Origin of the sequence: Rhizobium sp. BK008 (assembly GCF_014197345.1) — a bacterium.
Classification (GTDB): domain Bacteria; phylum Pseudomonadota; class Alphaproteobacteria; order Rhizobiales; family Rhizobiaceae; genus Rhizobium; species Rhizobium anhuiense.
This window is the reverse complement of the sequence record NZ_JACIFK010000001.1, coordinates 1,031,925-1,049,713: the sequence shown is the minus strand read 5'-3', so window position 1 is coordinate 1,049,713 and position 17,789 is coordinate 1,031,925. Positions and strand designations below refer to the sequence as shown.

Here is a 17,789-nt window from a genome sequence, read left to right as displayed (position 1 = left end):
GGTAACCGTAACATACGCCTCGCGATGGCTTGCCACCGGCCTTGTCATACGTATCAGCGAGCGGTTGGCGGTACCGAGGCGTCAAGCGCGCCCTCTATCTCCTTGGAGAGTTCGGCGATCAGCTCCTGGTATTCGACGACGCGCTCTTTGCGTTTCGGATCGGTTGAGACGTTCCATTTCTGCAGCGCCGATTGGGCGTCGGCAAAGTCCCTGCAGATTTCCCGAAAGTCCTCACTGCGGGCAGAGAGATCGTCGATCGCCGTGATCCTGGCTGGAAACTGCCGACGGACTGCGGTCACGCCTTCGTCCATAATCCACTCCTTACCGGCATTCGAGACGTCGCCACTGCAACGTGTGCCAGATCCCGATCTTCATGGACGACGATCGGTTCGTGGAGTATGTTACCGTAACATACGGTCTGGCAGTGACGTGACTCCACGGGGGATTGGGGACAGACATGCAGACATCGATACCGGCAGAGGGGTCTGCCGCACCCATTTCTTCACGGCCGGCGCCTCAAGCCGACGATATAAGCGAGCAACTGGAACGTGTCGTCTCCAGCCCTGAATTTCCAGGGGTCGGTCGCGCGGCAGCGTTTCTCCGCTATGTCGTCTCGGAAACCCTCGAGGGTCGGGGCAACCGCATCAAAGCCTATTCGATCGCGATCGAGGTGTTCGGCCGGGATCCGGGCTTCACCCAGGACGATCCGGTGGTCAGGATCGAGGCCGGACGGCTGCGGCGGTCGCTCGAGCGCTATTATCTCGTCGCCGGGCAGCATGATCCGGTCAGGATCGACATTCCCAAAGGCGGCTATGTTCCAACCTTCGCCTGGTCCTGTCCGGCGTCAGTCGACATTGGAGACGAAGACGCTGGCGAAACATCGCCCCCCGAGGTCCGTCCCGGACGCTGGCGGCGCGCACGGCGGGTGTTGTTGCCGGGTGCCGCTGCCCTCGCTGCGGTGGCTATTTCGCTATATTGGATCGGGACACGGTCTCCCGCTCCGTCGCTCGAACGCGTTTCGAGCCTTTCGCCCGATCGTCCAGCCCTCGTGGTAGCCCCGTTTGCCAACCTCGGCGAAGGGCCGGAAGCGCAGCTCTACACGGCCGGCCTGACCGAGGAACTGATGACCATCCTGCCACGGTTCAAGGAGATCAAAGTCTTCGGCCGCGAAACGTCCAAGTCCCTCCCCGCGGATGTGGGTGCATCGGAGATCCGGGCCGAATTCGGCGCACGCTATCTCCTTGCAGGTGGGGTACGCACGTCGGGCAAGCGCCTTCGTGTGACGGCCAGGCTGCTCGATACGTCGGACGGCGAAATCCTCTGGTCGGAGAACTATGACAATGATCTCGCATCGGGAGACCTGTTTGCGATCCAGACGGATGTCGCCAGAAAGGTCGCGACCGCCATCGCCCAGCCCTACGGGGTCATGGCACAGATCGACTCCGCCGGTCCGCCGCCGGACGACCTCGGCGCGTATGAGTGCACATTGCGCTTCTATGCCTATCGTTCGGAACTGAGCGCCGAAGCGCATGCGCGCGTCCGGGATTGCCTCGAGGCTGCAGTCGCGCGGTTTCCGAGCTACGCGACCGCCTGGGCAATGCTGTCGATCGTCTATCTCGATGAGGACCGGTACAAGTTCAATCCGACACCAGGCCAGGATTCAGCCATACAGCGGGCGCTCGATGCCGCTAGGCGCGCAACCCAGATCGATCCAAGCAATACGCGCGGACTTCAAGCGCTGATGACGGCGCTGTTCTTCGACAGGCAGCTCGCTGAATCACTTCGTGTGGGCGAGCAGGCGCTGGCCACGAACCCCAACGACACCGAACTGATGGGCGAGTTCGGGACCCGGCTTGCGATCGGCGGCCAGTGGCGGCGCGGAGCAACCCTGCTGGACCAGGCCATCGCCCTCAATCCGGGCAGCGGCGGCTTCTATCACGGAACGCGAGCACTGGCTGCCTACATGCTCCACGACAACCAGACCGCCGTGCTGGAGATCAGGCAGGCGAACATGCAGAAGTTCCCTCTCTTCCATGTTGTCGCCGCCATTATCTATGCGGAGGCTGGCATGATGGGCGACGCCCGTCGGGAAGGACAGGTGTTCGTCAGCATGCGACCTGACTTCCTGCCGAACATTGTAACGGAACTCGCGATGCGCAACATGCGGCCTGAAGATCGGGACCGCCTGATCGAAGGACTTCGCAAGGCGGGAATGACGGTGCCCGATCCCGATGCAATTGCGTCGACCGCCTCCACCTCGGATCTGCAACCCCGCTGATACTGTCTCCCCGACCGTAACATACCCGATCATACGGGTAAGCCATCTCGTCTTCGCATAGTCTCGCTCAGTGCCGACTTCGACCGCCGCGGCGCGTGGCGTCGAGGCCCGTACGAACTTGACAGGGCTATGAGGAACGCCAGTGAGCACAGCAAAATGTCGTGACAGCCGAATTCAACCAAGCCTTTGCCCCGGTTTGAAATGCATCTCGGCTCTGCTGCTGCTCTCCACATTGGCCGGATGCGGAGGCCACCCGAAGAACGTACTCATCCCCGTTGCCGATAGCGCGCCGAACACCACCAAGGTCGACATGCTCGTAACCACGACGCGCAGCCGCTCCACGATTCAAGGCGAGATGTTCACGGGCGAGCGCGCACTCGCCCCCGCCTTTGCCGACATCACCGTGTCCATCCCGCCTGCGAACGTCCGCAAGATCGGCGAAGTCGCGTGGCCGAAGCGGCTTCCATCCAACCCGGCAACTGACTTCGCCACCTTGAAAGCTGACGAGATCACGCGCGACGACGCCAAGAAATGGCTGAGCGCCTCGGTCAGGAAAAGCCGCGACCGCAGCGTGCTGGTATTCATCCATGGCTTCAACAACCGTTTCGAAGATTCCGTCTATCGCTTCGCCCAGATCGTCAAGGATTCCGGTGTCCATAGTGCGCCCGTGCTGGTGACATGGCCGTCGCGCGGCAGCCTGCTCGCATATGGCTATGACAGGGAGAGCACGAACTATACGCGCAACGCCTTGGAGACTCTCTTCCAGTATCTCGCCAAAGACCCAGAGGTGAAGGAAGTCTCGATCCTGGCGCATTCCATGGGGAACTGGCTGGCGCTGGAAGCGCTTCGCCAGATGGCGATCCGCAACGGCCGCCTCCCTGCCAAGTTCGAGAATGTCATGCTGGCCTCGCCCGACGTGGATGTCGATGTCTTCCGCCAGCAGATCATCGACATGGGCAAGCAGCACCCGAAGTTCACCCTGTTCGTTTCGCGAGACGACCGCGCGCTCGCGGTATCCCGCAGAGTATGGGGCGACGTCGCCAGACTCGGCGCCATCGATCCCGAGCAGGCGCCCTTTAAGAAGGAACTGGCCGACAGCCAGATCACGGTGATCGACCTCACCAAGGTCAAGGCCGGCGACAGCCTGAACCACGGAAAGTTCGCGGAATCGCCCGAGGTCGTTCAGTTGATCGGGGCGCGGATTTCTGACGGTCAGACGCTCACCGACAGCAAAGTCGGGCTCGGGGATAAGATCCTCGCCGCGACGACGAGTACAGCGGCGGCGGCAGGCAGCGCAGCCGGCCTGATCCTTGCCGCCCCGGTCGCCGTCGTCGATGCGGACACCAGAGATAACTACGCCGGCCAGGTGAGCGGCCTCACGGGTCCTGTGGGTACGCAGCCGCGAGCGCCCGACTGCACGGCCAGAGGCCGATCGAAGGAGTCGTGCAGGCAATGACGGTTCAGCACCCGGCAAACTGACAGGTTCTTAAGATCAGGATAGACGATGTCACTACTTTCCAAGATCCGCATATTTAGACCGCTTTTCACGGGGGCCGCCGTGGCTTCCGTTCTCCTTTGTGCCTCTATTGCCGTGGCGCAGGGCGTGACGCCTGCAAGCCCGCAACCAGAAAGCGTCCAGCGCTTTATCGGGATGTTCTCGGATCCTGATGTCCAGCGCTTCCTGCAGCAGCAGTCGCAAGCAGCCAAGACCGCGGTGGAGCCGCCCTCGGAAACCCCGAACGCGGACCCTTCATTCTCGGAATTCGCGATGCGCTTCCGTGCCCACGCCTCCGGTCTTCTCGGCGCCATCCAGTCCTTTCCCCTGGAGACGATGCGCGGCGCGGCAGTGCTCGAACGTGACATCCAGGCGAACGGCGGGACACGGCCGATCTTCCTGGTCGCCGCCTTTGTCGCCGTCGGGCTGGCCGCACAATGGCTATTCTGGTGGATCAGCGCCGGCTGGCGCTCATGGATGGCGCGCGCGCCCTTTGCCACGGTTCGCGAGAGGGTGATCGTGCTGGCCGCGAGGCTTCTGTGGGCGGCATGTTACGTCCTTTCCTTCGGCCTCGGCAGCATCGGCTTCTTCCTGCTGTTCCAATGGCCGCCTGTCATCAGGGAGATCGTCGTCGGCTATCTCTTCGCAATCGTCGTCTTCCGTCTGGCAAGCGCGTTTTTCGACGTGATTCTGGCGCCACGGGCGGAGGAAGAGGGTCGGTTCCGTGTCGTTCCGATCACCAAGGATGCCGCCGGCCACTGGGCGAAACGCCTGGGTTATCTCGTCGGGTGGTATGCCTTTGGCTGGGTGACCATCCGCCTGCTTGGCACCCTCGGCTTTTCCGTTCCGGCGCGGCAACTCGTCGCCTATTCCCTCGGCCTCGTGCTCCTCGTCATCGGCATCGAAGCCGTCTGGAGACGTCCGTCCCGATTGACTGCCGGCCAAGCCAGCCGGATCGGCCTGCGCGCGCGGAACTGGCTCTGGACGGTCTACTTCGTCGCCGTCTGGCTGCTATGGGTGGTCGGCGCCATGAAGCTGTTCTGGATCGCGGTGGTCTGTGCCGCCCTGCCCGGGGCCATCGCCCTCACCAAGGCGTCGGTCAACAATATTCTGCGCTCTTCCGCTGAGGAAGAGGACGGCCACAAGAAAGGCACCGTTATCTCGGTGATCGTCGAGCGCGGTATCAGGGCAGCGCTGATCGTCGGAGCGATCGTTCTGCTTGCGGACGCCCTGGATATCAGGCTCACGCAGATGACGATGCAGGATTCGCCGTTTCTACGCCTCGTGCGCGGCCTCCTCAGCGCTGGGATCATTCTCCTGATCGTCGATCTCGCCTGGAGTGTTGTGAAAGTGCTGATCGATCGCAAGCTGGGCGACACCGAAGCCGTCCTCGAAATCGGCAGTGAACGGGAGCGGCGGCGCACGCGTCTCAGAACCCTGCTGCCGATCCTTCGCAATTTCCTCATGATCCTCTTCGTTGCCATCGCGATCATGATGGCATTGTCGTCGCTCGGCGTCGAAATCGGCCCGTTGATCGCCGGCGCCGGCGTGGTCGGCGTCGCCATCGGCTTCGGGGCACAGACCGTGGTCAAGGACGTCATCAGCGGGATGTTCTACCTGCTCGACGACGCCTTCCGGGTGGGCGAATATATCCAGAGCGGCAGCTATAAGGGCACAGTCGAATCCTTCAGCTTGCGGTCCATCAAGCTCAGGCACCACCGCGGCGCGGTCTACATCGTCCCGTTCAGTGAACTCGGAGCCGTCCAGAACATGAGCCGCGACTGGGTGATCGAGAAGATGACGATCACCATCACCTACGATTCCGACATCGAGAAGGCCCGCAAGATCATCAAGAAGATCGGCCTGGAGCTGTTCGAGGATCCGGAGTTCAAGCCGACCACGATCGAGCCGCTGAAAATGCAGGGGATCGACAGCCTGGGCGACTCCGGCCTGCTTCTGCGGATGAAGGTCATGACGCTTCCGGGTGAGCAGTTCACGCTGAAGCGGCGGGCCTTGCGGATGATCCATCAGGCGTTCAACGAAAATGGCATCAAGCTCGCCGTGCCGACCGTCCAGGTCTCAGGCGGAAAGGACGACGCTGTTGCAGCCGCTGCCCAGCAGACGCTCGCAGCGCAGAGTGCGGCGACCGCCGCGAACCCGGCCTGAAGGCGAAACTCTCCAAGCCATAAACAAGACACGAGCAATGGGAGGAAATGAAATGAAGATCCTGGTCATCCTATCGCACATGCTTTCGACACTTGCCGTGCTGATGATGGTCTGCGCACCCCTTCTCGTTCCGGCGACGGCCGAAGCCGCAGGCCGAGGCGTGGCGGCCTGCGGCCCGAGAGGCTGCGGTGCTGCGGCCTGCGGGCCGCGCGGATGCGCTGCAGTCGGACGCGCCCGTCCGGCATACCGCCCTGCCGTTCGCCCGCCCGTCCGGCGCGGCGTCGTGGTCGTCGCCCCTCGCCGCTACTGGCGTCCGGGTACTGCCATCGCCGCGGGTGCTGCCATCGGCTTCGTTGCCGGAGCTGCTGCCGTTTCGTTGGCAGGTACGCCGCCTCAGTCTGGTCAATGCTGGTACTACACCTCGCCCGCCAAGACGACGGGTTTCTGGGAGGTATGCCCGCACTGAGCGGCTCGCGGAAAGACTGGCGAGTCCGTTCGGTTCTCTTCTTCACCACCCTCCCCAAAGTGGGGAGGCCTCGATTTTCGCGTCACAAATTCTAGAGGGTACGTTCCATGGATTTCACAGTTATCGATGCCGCACTCGTCGGAAAACTTCTGCTGCTGCTTCTGATCGGCCTCGGGCCGAAGATCGCTCTGGTGCCGTTTCTGGAAAAGACCCACGCCTTCGATACTGAAACTAAGGCGCGCATCGGCCGCAAGATGGTTCTCATCGCCGTCGTCACGGCGCTGATCCTTTTCGCCACCGGCGCTCTGCTGATGCGGCTTCTCCACATCACGGGTGGCGCGGTCGCCGTCGCCGGCGGCATCATCCTCGCGCTGATCGCCATCAAGATGGCATCAGGACCGACAGAGAAGCCGCATGACGACATTGCGGCTCCCGTCGATCCAGACAAGCTGGCTGTATTTCCGCTTGCCGTCCCTTACCTGCTCAATCCTGTCGGCATCACGGTCATCATCATCTCCTCCGGCGAAGTCGTCTCGATCGCCAGCGCGATACTCGTCACCGCTCTGATTCTGATCGTCGGCGCATTCGACTATCTGGTGTTCACCAACATCGACAAGCTCGCCAAGCGCATGAAGCCAGTCACTATGATCGTCTCGGAGGTCGTCTTCGGCATTCTGCTGACGGCAGTCGCAGTCCAGCTGATCGTCGCCGGGCTGGGAAATCTTGGCATCATCACCCCGACCGCCGCGCATTAGATGCGGATGATTTTGGACCGGGCTGGCCTAAAATTGACCCGGATTTAAATCAAGAGAATAGAGCCGAAAGCCGCTCGGTTTTCGGCGTCATGCTTAGCTGCGAATTTTCTATCCTCCCTGAGCGGAAAGCCTGGAGATTAAGGTCGGTGTCGGGACTGTCGCCATCGACCGCCGGCTCGCCGCCATCATTCAATATCTCTGATGTTATCCATAAGTTCTATTCGTTTGAATGATGAGTTCCTAGGGCCCATATTGTGATCATGGACATGGACGAACCTCCCAATGACGACCATGCCCCTGACCCTAGAAAGGAACCGGAAAATGACCACGCTCACCTATCGCGGTGGTGGTAAGTCCCTCACCTCCGGCCAAGGCCGCTTCGATCTGGCACATTATGCCCGCAAGCTCACCCTCGCCTGGACCCGCTGGCAGACGGCTCGCGAAATTGAAGCGATGCCGTTCGACATCCGCAAGGACATCGGCTGGCCGAGCACGGACGACAACAAACACCGGACCATGTAATGAATGCGACATTCCTCCCAAGATGAGGGCGGCGTCCGCACCACGCAACGCCGCCTTTTTCGTGATCTGACCATCCATTCCTAAGCCATTTTCAACATTGAATTTCAGCCGCCTATCAGCCTGTCTTCTGCTTGCCCGGGGCCATTCCGACGGTTTGATCGGTCAAATCGTCGGCGATTTCGCATATTTGCTCTTCCCGGCCGCATTTTTCCATGCCAGTGTCGCTTTCAGGACATCGGCGCGACGCATTCCGAGCAACGAATGTGTCATCGCCCCTCGAGCATGGATTTCGCTATGAACAGGATGCAGATCAAGAAGCGTTCGGTAGTCTTCTTTATGGTACCGCAATTCACTATGCTGCCCTTTTCGGCAGCCGTGGACACCTTGCGCATCGCCAATCGCATGCTCGGCTATCAGGCCTATACCTGGCGGCTGACCTCCGTCGATGGAGAAAAGGTCTATTCCTCCTGCGGCATCGGCGTCGAGGCCAATTCCTCGCTTGCCGAGGAGCGCCGTCATCTCGGCGGCGAAAACCGGCCGGGCATGGTGCTCGTCTGTTCCGGCATCGATGTCGAGCAGTTCAACAACAAGTCGGTCAATGCCTGGCTGCGTGAATGCTACAATCGCGGCGTCGCCGTCGGCAGCCTCTGTACGGGCGCGCATGTGCTTGCCCAGGCCGGCCTCCTGAACGGCAAGCGCTGCGCCATCCACTGGGAAAACCTGCCGGGCTTTTCGGAAGCCTTCCCGCAGGCAGAGGTCTATGCCGATCTCTACGAGATCGACGGCAATCTCTATACCTGCGCCGGCGGCACCGCCTCGCTCGACATGATGCTGAACCTCGTCGGCGAGGACTTTGGCGAAAGCCTTGTCAACCGCATCTGCGAGCAGCACCTGACCGACCGTGTGCGCAACCCACACGACCGCCAGCGCCTGCCGCTGCGCGCCCGTCTCGGGGTGCAGAACGCCAAGGTGCTATCGATCATCGAACTGATGGAAGGCAATCTCGCCGAGCCGCTGTCGCTGATCGAGATCGCCGATGGCGCCGGCCTCTCGCGCCGCCAGATCGAACGGCTGTTCCGCCAGGAGATGGGCCGCTCGCCGGCCCGCTACTATCTGGAAATCCGGCTCGACCGTGCGCGCCACCTCCTGGTGCAGTCCTCGATGCCGGTCGTCGAGGTTGCCGTCGCCTGCGGCTTCGTCTCAGCCTCGCATTTCTCCAAGTGTTATCGCGAACTCTACCACCGCTCGCCGCAGCAGGAGCGCGCCGAGCGTAAGATGACCATGGCGACCGCTCGCCAGGCCGTCGCCGCTTGAGACAATAAGACGGCCGTCGCCGCTTGAGACAATAAGACAGCCGTCGCCGCTTGAGACATTAAAAAGCTAATCTCGCCTGACGCGAAAAGATCGTCGCCACCTGAAATTAAGGGCGGCGGCTTGGCCCGCCCCGGAGGCGCTACTGCGCCGCCTCTTCCGTCATCCTGGCGTCGGAAAAGACCTGGTTGCGGCCCCGGTGTTTGGCCATGTAGAGAAACTGGTCGGCGGCGTTGAGGTAATTCTCGAAGGTCTCGTAACCGCCGATCTCGGCGATGCCGATCGAAATCGTGACGCCGAGTTCCTCGTCGTCGGCCGTGACCTTCAGCCGTGAAATGTCCGAGCGGATCTCGTCGCAGAGCTTGGTCGCGGCTGCCGAATCCATCTGCGGGAAGAGGATGGCAAATTCCTCGCCCCCAAGGCGCGAGAGAAGATTGTCGCTGCCCTCGAAGATCGTGAACAGCCTGTTTGCGACAGCCTTCAGCACCTTGTCGCCGATCTCGTGACCATAGGTATCGTTCAGCCGCTTGAAATGGTCGATATCAAGAATGGCGACGGAGCTCGGCACCTTCAGCCGCAGGCACTCGTTCACCAGCTTCGGGCCGTTGTCGTAGAAATAGCGGCGGTTATAGAGGCCTGTGAGATAGTCGCAGGCCGCCGCCGCCCTCAGCTGCCGCATCTGCGCCAGCGTTTCGGCATTGTTGGCGATGCGGCATTGCAGCTCCTCGGCGACGAAGGGCCGGTAGACGAAATCGCTGGCGCCGGCCTTGAGGAAACTCGCCGAAAGCATTCGGTCGTTGGAGGAGGAAACGCCGATGACGCGTAGCCTGTCCGAACCGAAACGATGGCGGATGCGCCGCGTCAGCTCGTAGCCGCTCATATCAGGCATATGGTGGTCGGTGACGACGAGCTCGATATCGCTGTAGGCCTCGAGTGCTGCCAGCGCCTCGAGCCCCGAATTTGCCTCGACGACGAGATATTGTTGTGCCTTCAGGAGGTCGACGAGCACCTGGCGCGCCGAGACGACATCGTCGACGACGAGGACCCGCGTCTTGCGGTTGGAGATCGCCCGCCGGACGGTGGCGACCAGATTGTCGAGCGCGAATTCATTGTCCTTCAGCACGTAATCGATGACATTGCGCTCCATGATCTTGTTGCGCGTGTTGAGATCGAATGTCGCGGTAAAGACGATCGCCGGGATATCGTGCTCGATCGTGCAGTCGAGCGCCTCGCCATAGGGCGAATCCGGCAGGTTGAGATCGACGACGGCCATGGTGTAGCCGTGACCGTCCTCGGCAAGTTCTTTGCGAAGAGCCTTCAGTGACGGGCAGGATTTGACGGCAAGGCCGAGCTCGGTCTGGAACCGGTGACAGAGCACGGCAGAAAACATCCGGGAATCTTCAACCAGAAGTATTTTTAGCCCGCCGGAGCGGAGCCCAATGCCATCTCGCTGAAAATCCGCTTGAAACGCCACAGCCGCTATTCCCCCATACGTCCGACGGGCTCGACTCGGCCCTCTCCCCGGGGCGGACGATAGCCGAGAGGCTTATGCGCGTGAAGGGGACAAATGAAAGCGACATTACCTCTAATTGCAAAAATTCGACGACTGTCCCCGACAGTCGCCTCCGGCCCCCTGCCGATACCGATGCCGGAAGAGCCGTCAGGCAACCGCCCGCTCCTTGCGCATCGATTGAATTTGCAGCAGCGTATCGAGGTTCTGGTTGACGCGGCAGTAGAACTCCTCGTCGATGAAGGGACGCAACATGAAATCATTGCCGCCGGCCTTCAGGAATCGTGCCGAAAGCAGCCGGTTCGACGAAGAGGAAACGCCGATGATGCGCAACTCATGCGAGCCGATATTGGAGCGGATGCGCCGCGTCAGCTCGAAGCCGTCGATGTCGGGCATGTTGTAATCGGTAATCATCAGGCCGATATCGCGATTGGCCTTCAGGATCTCCAACGCCTTGCCGCCGTTCTCGGCGACGCTCACACGGAAATTGTAACGCTTCAGCCGGCTCGACAGCAGGGCGCGCGCCGTCGCACTATCGTCGACGATCAGCACATGGTGGCGATGATTGGTCAGGAACCGGCAGATCGATTCCGCCAGAAGGTCGACGGCGAAGATATTGTCCTTGAGGATATAATCGACGATGTCCTTGGCCATCAGCTTGTCGCGCATGCCTTCGTGGAAGGTGCCGGTAAAGACGATGGTCGGGATGGAAAGATCGACCAGATACTCGAGCGCTTCGCCGTTTTCGGCGCCGGGTAGATTGATGTTCGAGATCGCCAGCGTGATCGGATCGGAAGACTTGTCGTAGGAAAACTGCAGATCCTCGAAGCTGCGGCAAATCTCGACATCAATGTCGAACAGCTCCTTGAGGCGTTTGCTGATCATCGAGGTGAATACGTTGGAATCTTCCGCGACAATAATGCGCGCGCCAGCAAACATTTCCCCGGAATATTGCATCCCCGAAATACCTAGAAACGCCATAGCAAACCTTTGATGTAAAATCTGTCCCCGGATCAAATCGATACATCAATTGATTTGAATAATTATTAATCAGCGCGCCGGGATATGACGCGAAGAAGCGGCCCTATGGGACCGCGCCCGATTTCCTGCAGATATGCTTAAGAAATCAGGCGCGAAGCACCGCACCCTCGGCATCGAACGGGCTTTCGCCGACAACGTCACATTACGAGGATCGCCATGCCGCAGCTTGTTCCCCTCATAATATAGCCATTAGAGGAGCTGGACGGACTTGCGACAGGATTTCCGCCTTGCTTTCCAAAGCGTCTTCGTTGCCTCGTGCAGATCTCAGCAATGGAGCCCAGGCTATTCAACACGACCTGACCGGGTGGACGCCGGATGTGGCAAGTGCCCTCCGGGGCCATACCTGGATGCCCAGCGCTTAATCCATACCTGACGGCAAGCCCAGCGAGCGCAGGAAATGCGCCTCGATCGCGGGCAGCAATTGGGCGCGGGCAGCCGGCGTCTCGCCGATGCCGGGCTGATTGACCACACCGTGCAGGGCATTGAATAGGAACACCGCCGTGAAGCCGGGATCGTCGACCGACCAGGCATTCTCGCCAGCGCCAGCGGCAAGCAGTTCGTTCAGATGGTCGATCAGGATGTTGCGCGAAAGTCCTTCCTTCGTTGCGGGGGGGGCGGCCACGAAGGCGAGATGATGCAGCTCGGCCGCATCGAGATAACCGGTGGCGCATGCCGTTGACCAGGCTGCCAGCTTGCCGTGCCAATCCTCCTGCCCTCGTCCTTCGATCGCCGCGACGATGCCATCCAGCACGCTTTGCACGAAACGGGCGCGCAGCGCCTGGAGAACATCGGCCTTCGAGGAGAAGTGCAGGTAGAACGTGCCCTTGGCGACCCCGGCCCCCGTCGTGATCTCCTCGATCGTCGTCTGCTCCAGGCCCTTTTCCAGAAAAAGCCGCTCGGCCGCGATCATCAACTCGTCGCGCCGCTCTTCGGCGGGCTTGGTTCTCGGTTTTGAAACAGGATCGGCCGGCATCGACGGGACTGCTCCACTCTCATTGACGGCGCGCGGGATCGGTCCTGTGCAGGTAGCTGGTAAACACGTCGCGCATTGCGGTGCTCTCGATATCAGGCAGCAGGCGACCGACTTCACCGCGATGATAACCGCCATGCGTCACCACATGGGCGAGCATCTCTTCGCGGGACATGCGCCCGCGTCCGCCATCGGTGAAGGTGAAGTCGACGACCCCCTCCATTTCCTGAAGGCTGATCCGCGAGGTATAATCGATATACCAACGGTCGGTATCCCGGATATCGGCCGACAGCTGCGCCAAAGGCGGCGTTTCGCTGCTCCAGCTCGCCGCGTAGGTATGACCCAGCCCCTGAAGATTGGCAACGAAGATGCGATCGACGAGATGAGCGTGGTTGAGCACGCGAAGCGCCGACCGAAACGCGTCGGACGGCGCGTCAGCCTCGAGCGCGTTCAAAGCATCGAGAAGCTCATCGTCGACGCTGGCCTTGTATTGGAACAGAGAGTTCAACAGGGTCTGCGCACTCATTGCGATCTCCGGGTGTGAAATGGCGGCGCCGGCCTCAACCGGCAACCTTTATCTACACGACTGACTGGTGGTCAGTCAATTCGATGCCGATTTCACTGCTACCTCTGCTCTACCGCGATCTCATGAGTTTTACGCGCAGCAGCCGCTCTTTGCCGCGGCCGGACCGCAGCAGGCGGCTGCCCTGCTGCTTTCCTCCGCCAGCCAGCGATCGCGCGGCTTGCAGCTTGCCGGCCGCGGCGATAGCTCGACATGCACGGCGCCGGCGCCGAGAATCGGCCTCGCCGCGCAATAGAGCTGCATCGGCCGCACGCCGTCACTGACCTCGAAGGTGAGCTTGGCCGAACCGTCGAGCTGCACATGCTCCGTCACCTTGCGGATGATGGAATAGAACTTGCCGGCCGGCATATGTGTGCGGTCGCCTTCCTCGATGTCCCAGAGCTGGATGAAGATCTCCGCCCATGCCTCCGGATTGGCGCCGCAGTCGAGGCCTGAGAATTGGCCCGCCTTGACCTCGGTGACATGATAGCCGGGCTTTACCGGCTTGCCGTCGTAATAAAAAATCAGCGGAGAATCCTTGGCGCCGCCAAGCATCTCGAGCAGCAGGCCGAGATCGATGTCGTTCTCTTGAATTTTGCTGTTGTCGATGATCTTCATATCAGTTAATCCTTGCTTCAACAGTTCAAGGATTATTGAAATATGGATCAACGTCAAGCCCTCATAGCGTTCGGCGCACTGTCGCAGGAAACCCGCCTGCACATCGTCCGTATGCTCGTGGTTTCGGGTCCCGGCGGTATGGCGGCGGGCGCGATCGCGGAGAAGGCGGAGGTCTCGCCGTCCAATATCTCCTTCCATCTGAAGGAACTGGAACGATCCGGGCTGATCGCGCAGCAGCGTGAATCCCGGTCGATCATTTATACCGCGAACTACGAGGCGCTAGGTGGCCTGGTTCGCTTCTTGATGGAAGATTGCTGCTCCGGGCATCCGGAAATCTGTGCCCCTGCCGCGGAGGTCGCGGCCTGCTGTGCGCCAAAAGGGAAGGAGATACTGCAATGACCACTGATCGCGTTTACAATGTGCTCTTTCTCTGCACGGGCAATTCTGCCCGCTCGATCCTGGCGGAATCGATCCTGCAGCCTCTTTCCTCGATCGACAAGCTCGCGCTTCAATCGCACCTGCATCAGATCGGCGCCATGGAAGGCACGACAGCAAAACCGTCCAAGGCCGGCTGATGGGTTTCGATTTGAACCAGCAGGCCTTGGAAGGGCCCGATGACAAACTTCGTGCCGTGCTCGCAGCCGCCGGGCTTCCGGTCGATGACCTCACAGACCCCGGCCGAAGCTTCTACCGGTTTTCGCGTGGCGGCCAGACGGTCGGCTTCGGCGGGCTGGAACTCTATGGCGAGGCCGCACTCCTGCGTTCCATTGTCGTGCAGCCCGATCAGCAAGGCTTTGGCTTCGGCCATGCTATTACCCTTGCCTTGCTCGATCAGGCCCATAAGAAAGGTGCGGCTGCTGCCTATGTGCTGACTGAAACGGCCGCCCCCTTCTTTCAATCGCTCGGTTTTCCTCCGATCGCCCGCGATGATGCGCCCGGCGCCATCCTGACGACGCGGCAGGCCGCAAGCCTGTGCCCGGCATCCGCCGCCTTGATGGTCCGGAGCCTGCCGGCATGAGCGCGCCAGTGTTTCCGCTGTCTCGACGACTTGCCGCCGAAGCCCTGGGCACGCTGTTGCTGGTGGCAACCGTCGTCGGATCGGGAATCATGGCGGACAGCCTGACGAACGATACGGCGCTTGCGCTGCTCGGCAACACGCTGGCGACAGGGGCGGTGCTTGTCGTCCTCGTCACCATCTTGGGCCCGATTTCCGGTGCACATTTCAATCCGGTGGTGTCGCTGGTTTTTGCGCTCCGGCGCGAGCTGCCCGCCTCTACCCTTCCGGCCTACATCGCCGCGCAGATCGTCGGCGGCATTGCCGGAACGATGCTCGCCCATGCCATGTTCGCTCTTCCCCTGCTGCAGGCCTCGGAAACCATGCGCACCGGCGGCGCACAATGGCTCTCCGAATTGACGGCAACCTTCGGCCTCGTCTTCGTCATCTTCGCCGGTGTTCGCTTTCGCGCCGATGCCGTGGCATGGCTGGTTGGCCTTTATATCACCGCCGCCTACTGGTTTACCGCTTCCACGTCGTTTGCCAATCCCGCGGTCGCAATTGCCCGATCACTGACGCACACATTTTCCGGCATCCGCCCGATCGATCTACCGGGTTTTCTCGTTGCTGAAATCCTCGGCGCATTGCTGGCGCTGATGTTCGCGGGATGGCTGTTGATGGAATCCCGCAATCCTGAAACCCTGACCAAGACGGAATCTGCCTGATGACTATCGATGTGACGATCTATCACAACCCGGAATGCGGCACCTCGCGCAACACGCTCGCGATGATCCAGAACACCGGCATTGAGCCCAATGTGATCGAATATCTGAAAAACCCGCCGTCGCGCGAACAACTGATCAAGATGATTGCGGATGCAGGATTGAGTGTTCGCGAGGCGATCCGCGAAAAGGGCACGCCCTTTGCGGAGCTCGGCCTCGACAACCCCGACCTTACCGACGACAAGCTTCTCGACGCCATGCTGAAAGATCCGATCCTGATTAACCGCCCCTTCGTCGTCACGCCGCTCGGCACACGCCTGTCGCGGCCGTCGGAACTTGTCCTCGAAATCCTCCCGGAAACGCATAAGGGCGCCTTCACCAAAGAGGACGGCGAGAAGGTGCTCGATGCCGAAGGCAAGCGCATTGTCTGATCTGCCCGCAGCATCTCCGATGCATCTGCATCAGCCGAATATGGATGCACTCAGGCCGACGTCCTCGACGCACAAGCCTCGCATCCTGATCCTTTATGGCTCCCTGCGAACAGTGTCCTACAGCCGCCTCCTCGCACAGGAGGCCGCACGGCTGCTCGAATATTTCGGCTGCGAGGTACGGATCTTCAATCCCGAAGGTCTGCCGCTGCCTGAAGAGGAACCGGCGAGCCACCCAAAAGTTCAGGAACTGCGCGAATTGTCGGCATGGTCGGAAGGCCAGGTCTGGGTCAGTCCTGAACGTCATGGCGCAATGAGCGGTATCATGAAAGCGCAGATCGACTGGATTCCGTTGTCGGTTGGCTCGGTGCGGCCGACACAAGGCAAGACGCTTGCGGTGATGCAGGTCTCCGGCGGTTCCCAGTCGTTCAACGCGGTCGGCCAACTGCGCATCCTTGGCCGCTGGATGCGGATGATCACGATCCCCAATCAGTCCTCCGTCGCCAAGGCTTTCCAGGAATTCGACGCGAACGGCCGTATGAAACCCTCATCCTATTACGACCGCGTCGTCGACGTCTGCGAGGAACTGGTGAAGTTCACACTGCTGACCCGTGATGCCTCGAACTATCTGACCGACCGCTACAGCGAACGGAAAGAGGAAGCCGAAAAGCTCGAACAGCGCGTCAGCCTCAGGTCCCTATGACAATCAGCGCCGAACGACCGCCGTTAGCCGCCATCGCCGCACTCGGGCTCACGCAGATCATCGGCTATGGCAGCCTCTATTACAGCTTCAGCATCCTCGCCCCTGACATGGCCCGTGATCTCAACTGGTCATCGGAATGGATCTTCGGCGCCCTCTCCGCGGCGCTTCTGATCGGCGGCCTGGCCGCACCGCTCATGGGCACATGGATCGATCGCTTCGGCGCGGGCAGGATCATGACATCGGGCTCGGCGATTGCCGCAGCCGCCCTTATCGCCTGCGCCTTCGCACCGGGAAAGATCGCTTTTATCGCGGCATTGATCGGCATCGAGGTCGCCTCGAACCTGGTGCAATATGGCGCCGCCTTCGCCTTGCTCGTGCAGATCAGGCCACGGGTTGCTCAGCGCAGCATCACCTACCTGACGCTGATCGCCGGCTTTGCCTCGACCATCTTCTGGCCGATCACCACGGCGCTACACGCGCATCTGTCATGGCAGAATGTCTATCTGATCTTCGCCGCGCTTCATCTCGCCATCTGCCTTCCCCTTCACGCCTGGCTCTCCCGTGGCGTCAGCGAGACCAGGAAACGGACCGGAGAGGCGGCCGCAAAACACGTCGAGCCGAGCCTTCAGCCGTCGGTGCGCCGGCCGGCCTTTATCCTGATGGTGACGGGCTTTGCTTTGGAGAGCTTCGTGAACGCGGCACTTCTGGTTCACATGGTGCCTGTGATGTCGGCACTTGGCCTCGGCGCCATGGCAGTGGTGGTCGGAACGCTCTTCGGCCCGTCACAGGTGCTCAGTCGCCTCATCAACATGGTCTTTGGTGAGAGCTTGTCGCAAGTGATGCTGGCGATCATCTGCGCCGTCCTGCTGCCGGCAGCCCTTGTCATCCTCATCGCCACCGCACCCTCGGTGCCCGGCGCGCTGGTCTTTGCAGTCGTCTTCGGCCTCGGTTCGGGCCTTAACAGCATCGTCTACGGAACCTTGCCGCTCGCGCTCTTCGGAAGCGATGGCTACGGCCGGCGGCAAGGACAAATCATGTCGGTCCGTCTCGTCGTCGCCTCGATGGCGCCGTTCGCACTCGCCTTCCTGATGGGCAGTCTCGGCGTATCATGGTCACTGTCGATCGCAGCATTGCTCAGCACCGTCGCCGTCGCCGCATTCTTCGCCATTCTGCGGCTGACGCGCCCGATTGCCCGGTCGGAAGCGGTTCCCAATCCCGGAGAAGCTTGAGCGCATCAATCAGTGCAGC

19 protein-coding genes and 1 pseudogene are annotated in these 17,789 nt (G+C 61.0%); 14 read left to right on the top strand and 6 right to left on the bottom strand.

Annotation, left to right across the window (positions count from 1 at the left end; all coding sequences use genetic code 11):
- Window positions 1-53: 53 nt before the first annotated feature.
- A complete protein-coding gene (locus FHT69_RS05070) occupies window positions 54-311 on the bottom strand; it encodes a hypothetical protein (RefSeq protein WP_183905022.1) in 258 nt (85 codons plus the stop codon).
- A gap of 146 nt (window positions 312-457) precedes the next feature.
- Here FHT69_RS05070 and FHT69_RS05065 point away from each other — a divergent pair, with 146 nt between their 5' ends.
- The 7 genes from FHT69_RS05065 (at window position 458) to FHT69_RS34770 (ending at window position 8,996) form a co-directional block, all read left to right on the top strand.
- On the top strand, window positions 458-2,278 hold the full coding sequence (locus FHT69_RS05065; protein WP_183905021.1) for an adenylate cyclase: 1,821 nt from the start codon (window positions 458-460) through the stop codon (window positions 2,276-2,278).
- A gap of 142 nt (window positions 2,279-2,420) precedes the next feature.
- Window positions 2,421-3,734, top strand: coding sequence for an alpha/beta hydrolase (locus FHT69_RS05060; protein WP_183905020.1), 1,314 nt, complete (start codon window positions 2,421-2,423; stop codon window positions 3,732-3,734).
- 48 nt (window positions 3,735-3,782) lie between these two features.
- Window positions 3,783-5,939, top strand: a complete 2,157-nt coding sequence (locus FHT69_RS05055) for a mechanosensitive ion channel family protein (protein ID WP_183905019.1) — start codon at window positions 3,783-3,785, stop codon at window positions 5,937-5,939.
- A gap of 52 nt (window positions 5,940-5,991) precedes the next feature.
- Window positions 5,992-6,405 carry a hypothetical protein gene (locus tag FHT69_RS05050; protein WP_183905018.1) on the top strand — a complete coding sequence of 138 codons (414 nt, stop codon included), beginning with the start codon at window positions 5,992-5,994 and terminating at the stop codon, window positions 6,403-6,405.
- Between the two features lie 107 nt (window positions 6,406-6,512).
- On the top strand, window positions 6,513-7,160 hold the full coding sequence (locus FHT69_RS05045; RefSeq protein ID WP_183905017.1) for a MarC family protein: 648 nt from the start codon (window positions 6,513-6,515) through the stop codon (window positions 7,158-7,160).
- Window positions 7,161-7,481: 321 nt separating this feature from the next.
- Window positions 7,482-7,682: a hypothetical protein gene (locus FHT69_RS05040; RefSeq protein ID WP_064653046.1), complete on the top strand. Its 201-nt coding sequence runs from the start codon at window positions 7,482-7,484 to the stop codon at window positions 7,680-7,682.
- A 294-nt stretch (window positions 7,683-7,976) separates the two neighbouring features.
- Window positions 7,977-8,996 carry a GlxA family transcriptional regulator gene (locus FHT69_RS34770; protein ID WP_003540607.1) on the top strand — a complete coding sequence of 340 codons (1,020 nt, stop codon included), beginning with the start codon at window positions 7,977-7,979 and terminating at the stop codon, window positions 8,994-8,996.
- Between the two features lie 139 nt (window positions 8,997-9,135).
- Here FHT69_RS34770 and FHT69_RS05030 read toward each other — a convergent pair whose 3' ends face one another.
- The 5 genes from FHT69_RS05030 to FHT69_RS05010 form a co-directional block, all read right to left on the bottom strand.
- Complete coding sequence (locus FHT69_RS05030; protein ID WP_183905016.1) at window positions 9,136-10,467, bottom strand: diguanylate cyclase; 1,332 nt, start codon at window positions 10,465-10,467, stop codon at window positions 9,136-9,138.
- Window positions 10,468-10,653: 186 nt separating this feature from the next.
- Entirely contained in the window at window positions 10,654-11,484 is an 831-nt protein-coding gene (locus tag FHT69_RS05025) for a response regulator (RefSeq protein WP_047610313.1), read from the bottom strand.
- Between the two features lie 418 nt (window positions 11,485-11,902).
- Complete coding sequence (locus FHT69_RS05020; protein ID WP_183905015.1) at window positions 11,903-12,517, bottom strand: TetR/AcrR family transcriptional regulator; 615 nt, start codon at window positions 12,515-12,517, stop codon at window positions 11,903-11,905.
- Between the two features lie 19 nt (window positions 12,518-12,536).
- Entirely contained in the window at window positions 12,537-13,040 is a 504-nt protein-coding gene (locus FHT69_RS05015; RefSeq protein WP_183905014.1) for a DinB family protein, read from the bottom strand.
- Between the two features lie 129 nt (window positions 13,041-13,169).
- Window positions 13,170-13,694, bottom strand: coding sequence for a DUF6428 family protein (locus FHT69_RS05010; protein WP_183905013.1), 525 nt, complete (start codon window positions 13,692-13,694; stop codon window positions 13,170-13,172).
- Between the two features lie 42 nt (window positions 13,695-13,736).
- Between FHT69_RS05010 and FHT69_RS05005 the strand changes: the two genes are divergently transcribed.
- The 7 genes and pseudogenes from FHT69_RS05005 to arsK all read left to right on the top strand — a co-directional run bounded on the left by FHT69_RS05005 (window position 13,737) and on the right by arsK (window position 17,770).
- Window positions 13,737-14,093: a helix-turn-helix transcriptional regulator gene (locus tag FHT69_RS05005; RefSeq protein ID WP_183905012.1), complete on the top strand. Its 357-nt coding sequence runs from the start codon at window positions 13,737-13,739 to the stop codon at window positions 14,091-14,093.
- Window positions 14,090-14,173, top strand: a pseudogene (locus FHT69_RS34765) (arsenate reductase ArsC); the annotation flags it as partial. The gene FHT69_RS05005 and the pseudogene FHT69_RS34765, both read left to right, overlap by 4 nt.
- 95 nt (window positions 14,174-14,268) lie before the next feature.
- Window positions 14,269-14,712: an arsenic resistance N-acetyltransferase ArsN2 gene (gene arsN2 / locus FHT69_RS04995; RefSeq protein WP_183905010.1), complete on the top strand. Its 444-nt coding sequence runs from the start codon at window positions 14,269-14,271 to the stop codon at window positions 14,710-14,712.
- Window positions 14,709-15,413: an MIP/aquaporin family protein gene (locus tag FHT69_RS04990; protein WP_183905009.1), complete on the top strand. Its 705-nt coding sequence runs from the start codon at window positions 14,709-14,711 to the stop codon at window positions 15,411-15,413. Before arsN2 ends, FHT69_RS04990 begins: the two co-directional genes overlap by 4 nt.
- Window positions 15,413-15,841, top strand: coding sequence for an arsenate reductase (glutaredoxin) (arsC, locus tag FHT69_RS04985; RefSeq protein ID WP_183905008.1), 429 nt, complete (start codon window positions 15,413-15,415; stop codon window positions 15,839-15,841). The genes FHT69_RS04990 and arsC overlap by 1 nt, the downstream gene beginning before the upstream one ends.
- Entirely contained in the window at window positions 15,816-16,541 is a 726-nt protein-coding gene (gene arsH, locus FHT69_RS04980) for an arsenical resistance protein ArsH (protein WP_183905007.1), read from the top strand. The genes arsC and arsH overlap by 26 nt, the downstream gene beginning before the upstream one ends.
- The gene (gene arsK, locus FHT69_RS04975; RefSeq protein WP_047610330.1) at window positions 16,538-17,770 is read left to right on the top strand and encodes an arsenite efflux MFS transporter ArsK; all 1,233 of its coding nucleotides are present in this window, start codon (window positions 16,538-16,540) and stop codon (window positions 17,768-17,770) included. Before arsH ends, arsK begins: the two co-directional genes overlap by 4 nt.
- The last annotated feature ends 19 nt before the right edge of the window (window positions 17,771-17,789 follow it).

Excerpts from the sequence above, each read along its gene's own strand:
- FHT69_RS05070 (WP_183905022.1), bottom strand. The coding sequence starts at position 311 with ATGGACGAAGGCGTGACCGCAGTCCGTCGGCAGTTTCCAGCCAGGATC.
- FHT69_RS05065 (WP_183905021.1), top strand. The coding sequence starts at position 458 with ATGCAGACATCGATACCGGCAGAGGGGTCTGCCGCACCCATTTCTTCA.
- FHT69_RS05055 (WP_183905019.1), top strand. The coding sequence starts at position 3,783 with ATGTCACTACTTTCCAAGATCCGCATATTTAGACCGCTTTTCACGGGG.
- FHT69_RS05050 (WP_183905018.1), top strand. The coding sequence starts at position 5,992 with ATGAAGATCCTGGTCATCCTATCGCACATGCTTTCGACACTTGCCGTG.
- FHT69_RS05045 (WP_183905017.1), top strand. The coding sequence starts at position 6,513 with ATGGATTTCACAGTTATCGATGCCGCACTCGTCGGAAAACTTCTGCTG.
- FHT69_RS05040 (WP_064653046.1), top strand. The coding sequence starts at position 7,482 with ATGACCACGCTCACCTATCGCGGTGGTGGTAAGTCCCTCACCTCCGGC.
- FHT69_RS34770 (WP_003540607.1), top strand. The coding sequence starts at position 7,977 with ATGAACAGGATGCAGATCAAGAAGCGTTCGGTAGTCTTCTTTATGGTA.
- FHT69_RS05025 (WP_047610313.1), bottom strand. The coding sequence starts at position 11,484 with ATGGCGTTTCTAGGTATTTCGGGGATGCAATATTCCGGGGAAATGTTT.
- FHT69_RS05020 (WP_183905015.1), bottom strand. The coding sequence starts at position 12,517 with ATGCCGGCCGATCCTGTTTCAAAACCGAGAACCAAGCCCGCCGAAGAG.
- FHT69_RS05015 (WP_183905014.1), bottom strand. The coding sequence starts at position 13,040 with ATGAGTGCGCAGACCCTGTTGAACTCTCTGTTCCAATACAAGGCCAGC.
- FHT69_RS05010 (WP_183905013.1), bottom strand. The coding sequence starts at position 13,694 with ATGAAGATCATCGACAACAGCAAAATTCAAGAGAACGACATCGATCTC.
- FHT69_RS05005 (WP_183905012.1), top strand. The coding sequence starts at position 13,737 with ATGGATCAACGTCAAGCCCTCATAGCGTTCGGCGCACTGTCGCAGGAA.
- arsN2 (WP_183905010.1), top strand. The coding sequence starts at position 14,269 with ATGGGTTTCGATTTGAACCAGCAGGCCTTGGAAGGGCCCGATGACAAA.
- FHT69_RS04990 (WP_183905009.1), top strand. The coding sequence starts at position 14,709 with ATGAGCGCGCCAGTGTTTCCGCTGTCTCGACGACTTGCCGCCGAAGCC.
- arsC (WP_183905008.1), top strand. The coding sequence starts at position 15,413 with ATGACTATCGATGTGACGATCTATCACAACCCGGAATGCGGCACCTCG.
- arsH (WP_183905007.1), top strand. The coding sequence starts at position 15,816 with ATGCCGAAGGCAAGCGCATTGTCTGATCTGCCCGCAGCATCTCCGATG.
- arsK (WP_047610330.1), top strand. The coding sequence starts at position 16,538 with ATGACAATCAGCGCCGAACGACCGCCGTTAGCCGCCATCGCCGCACTC.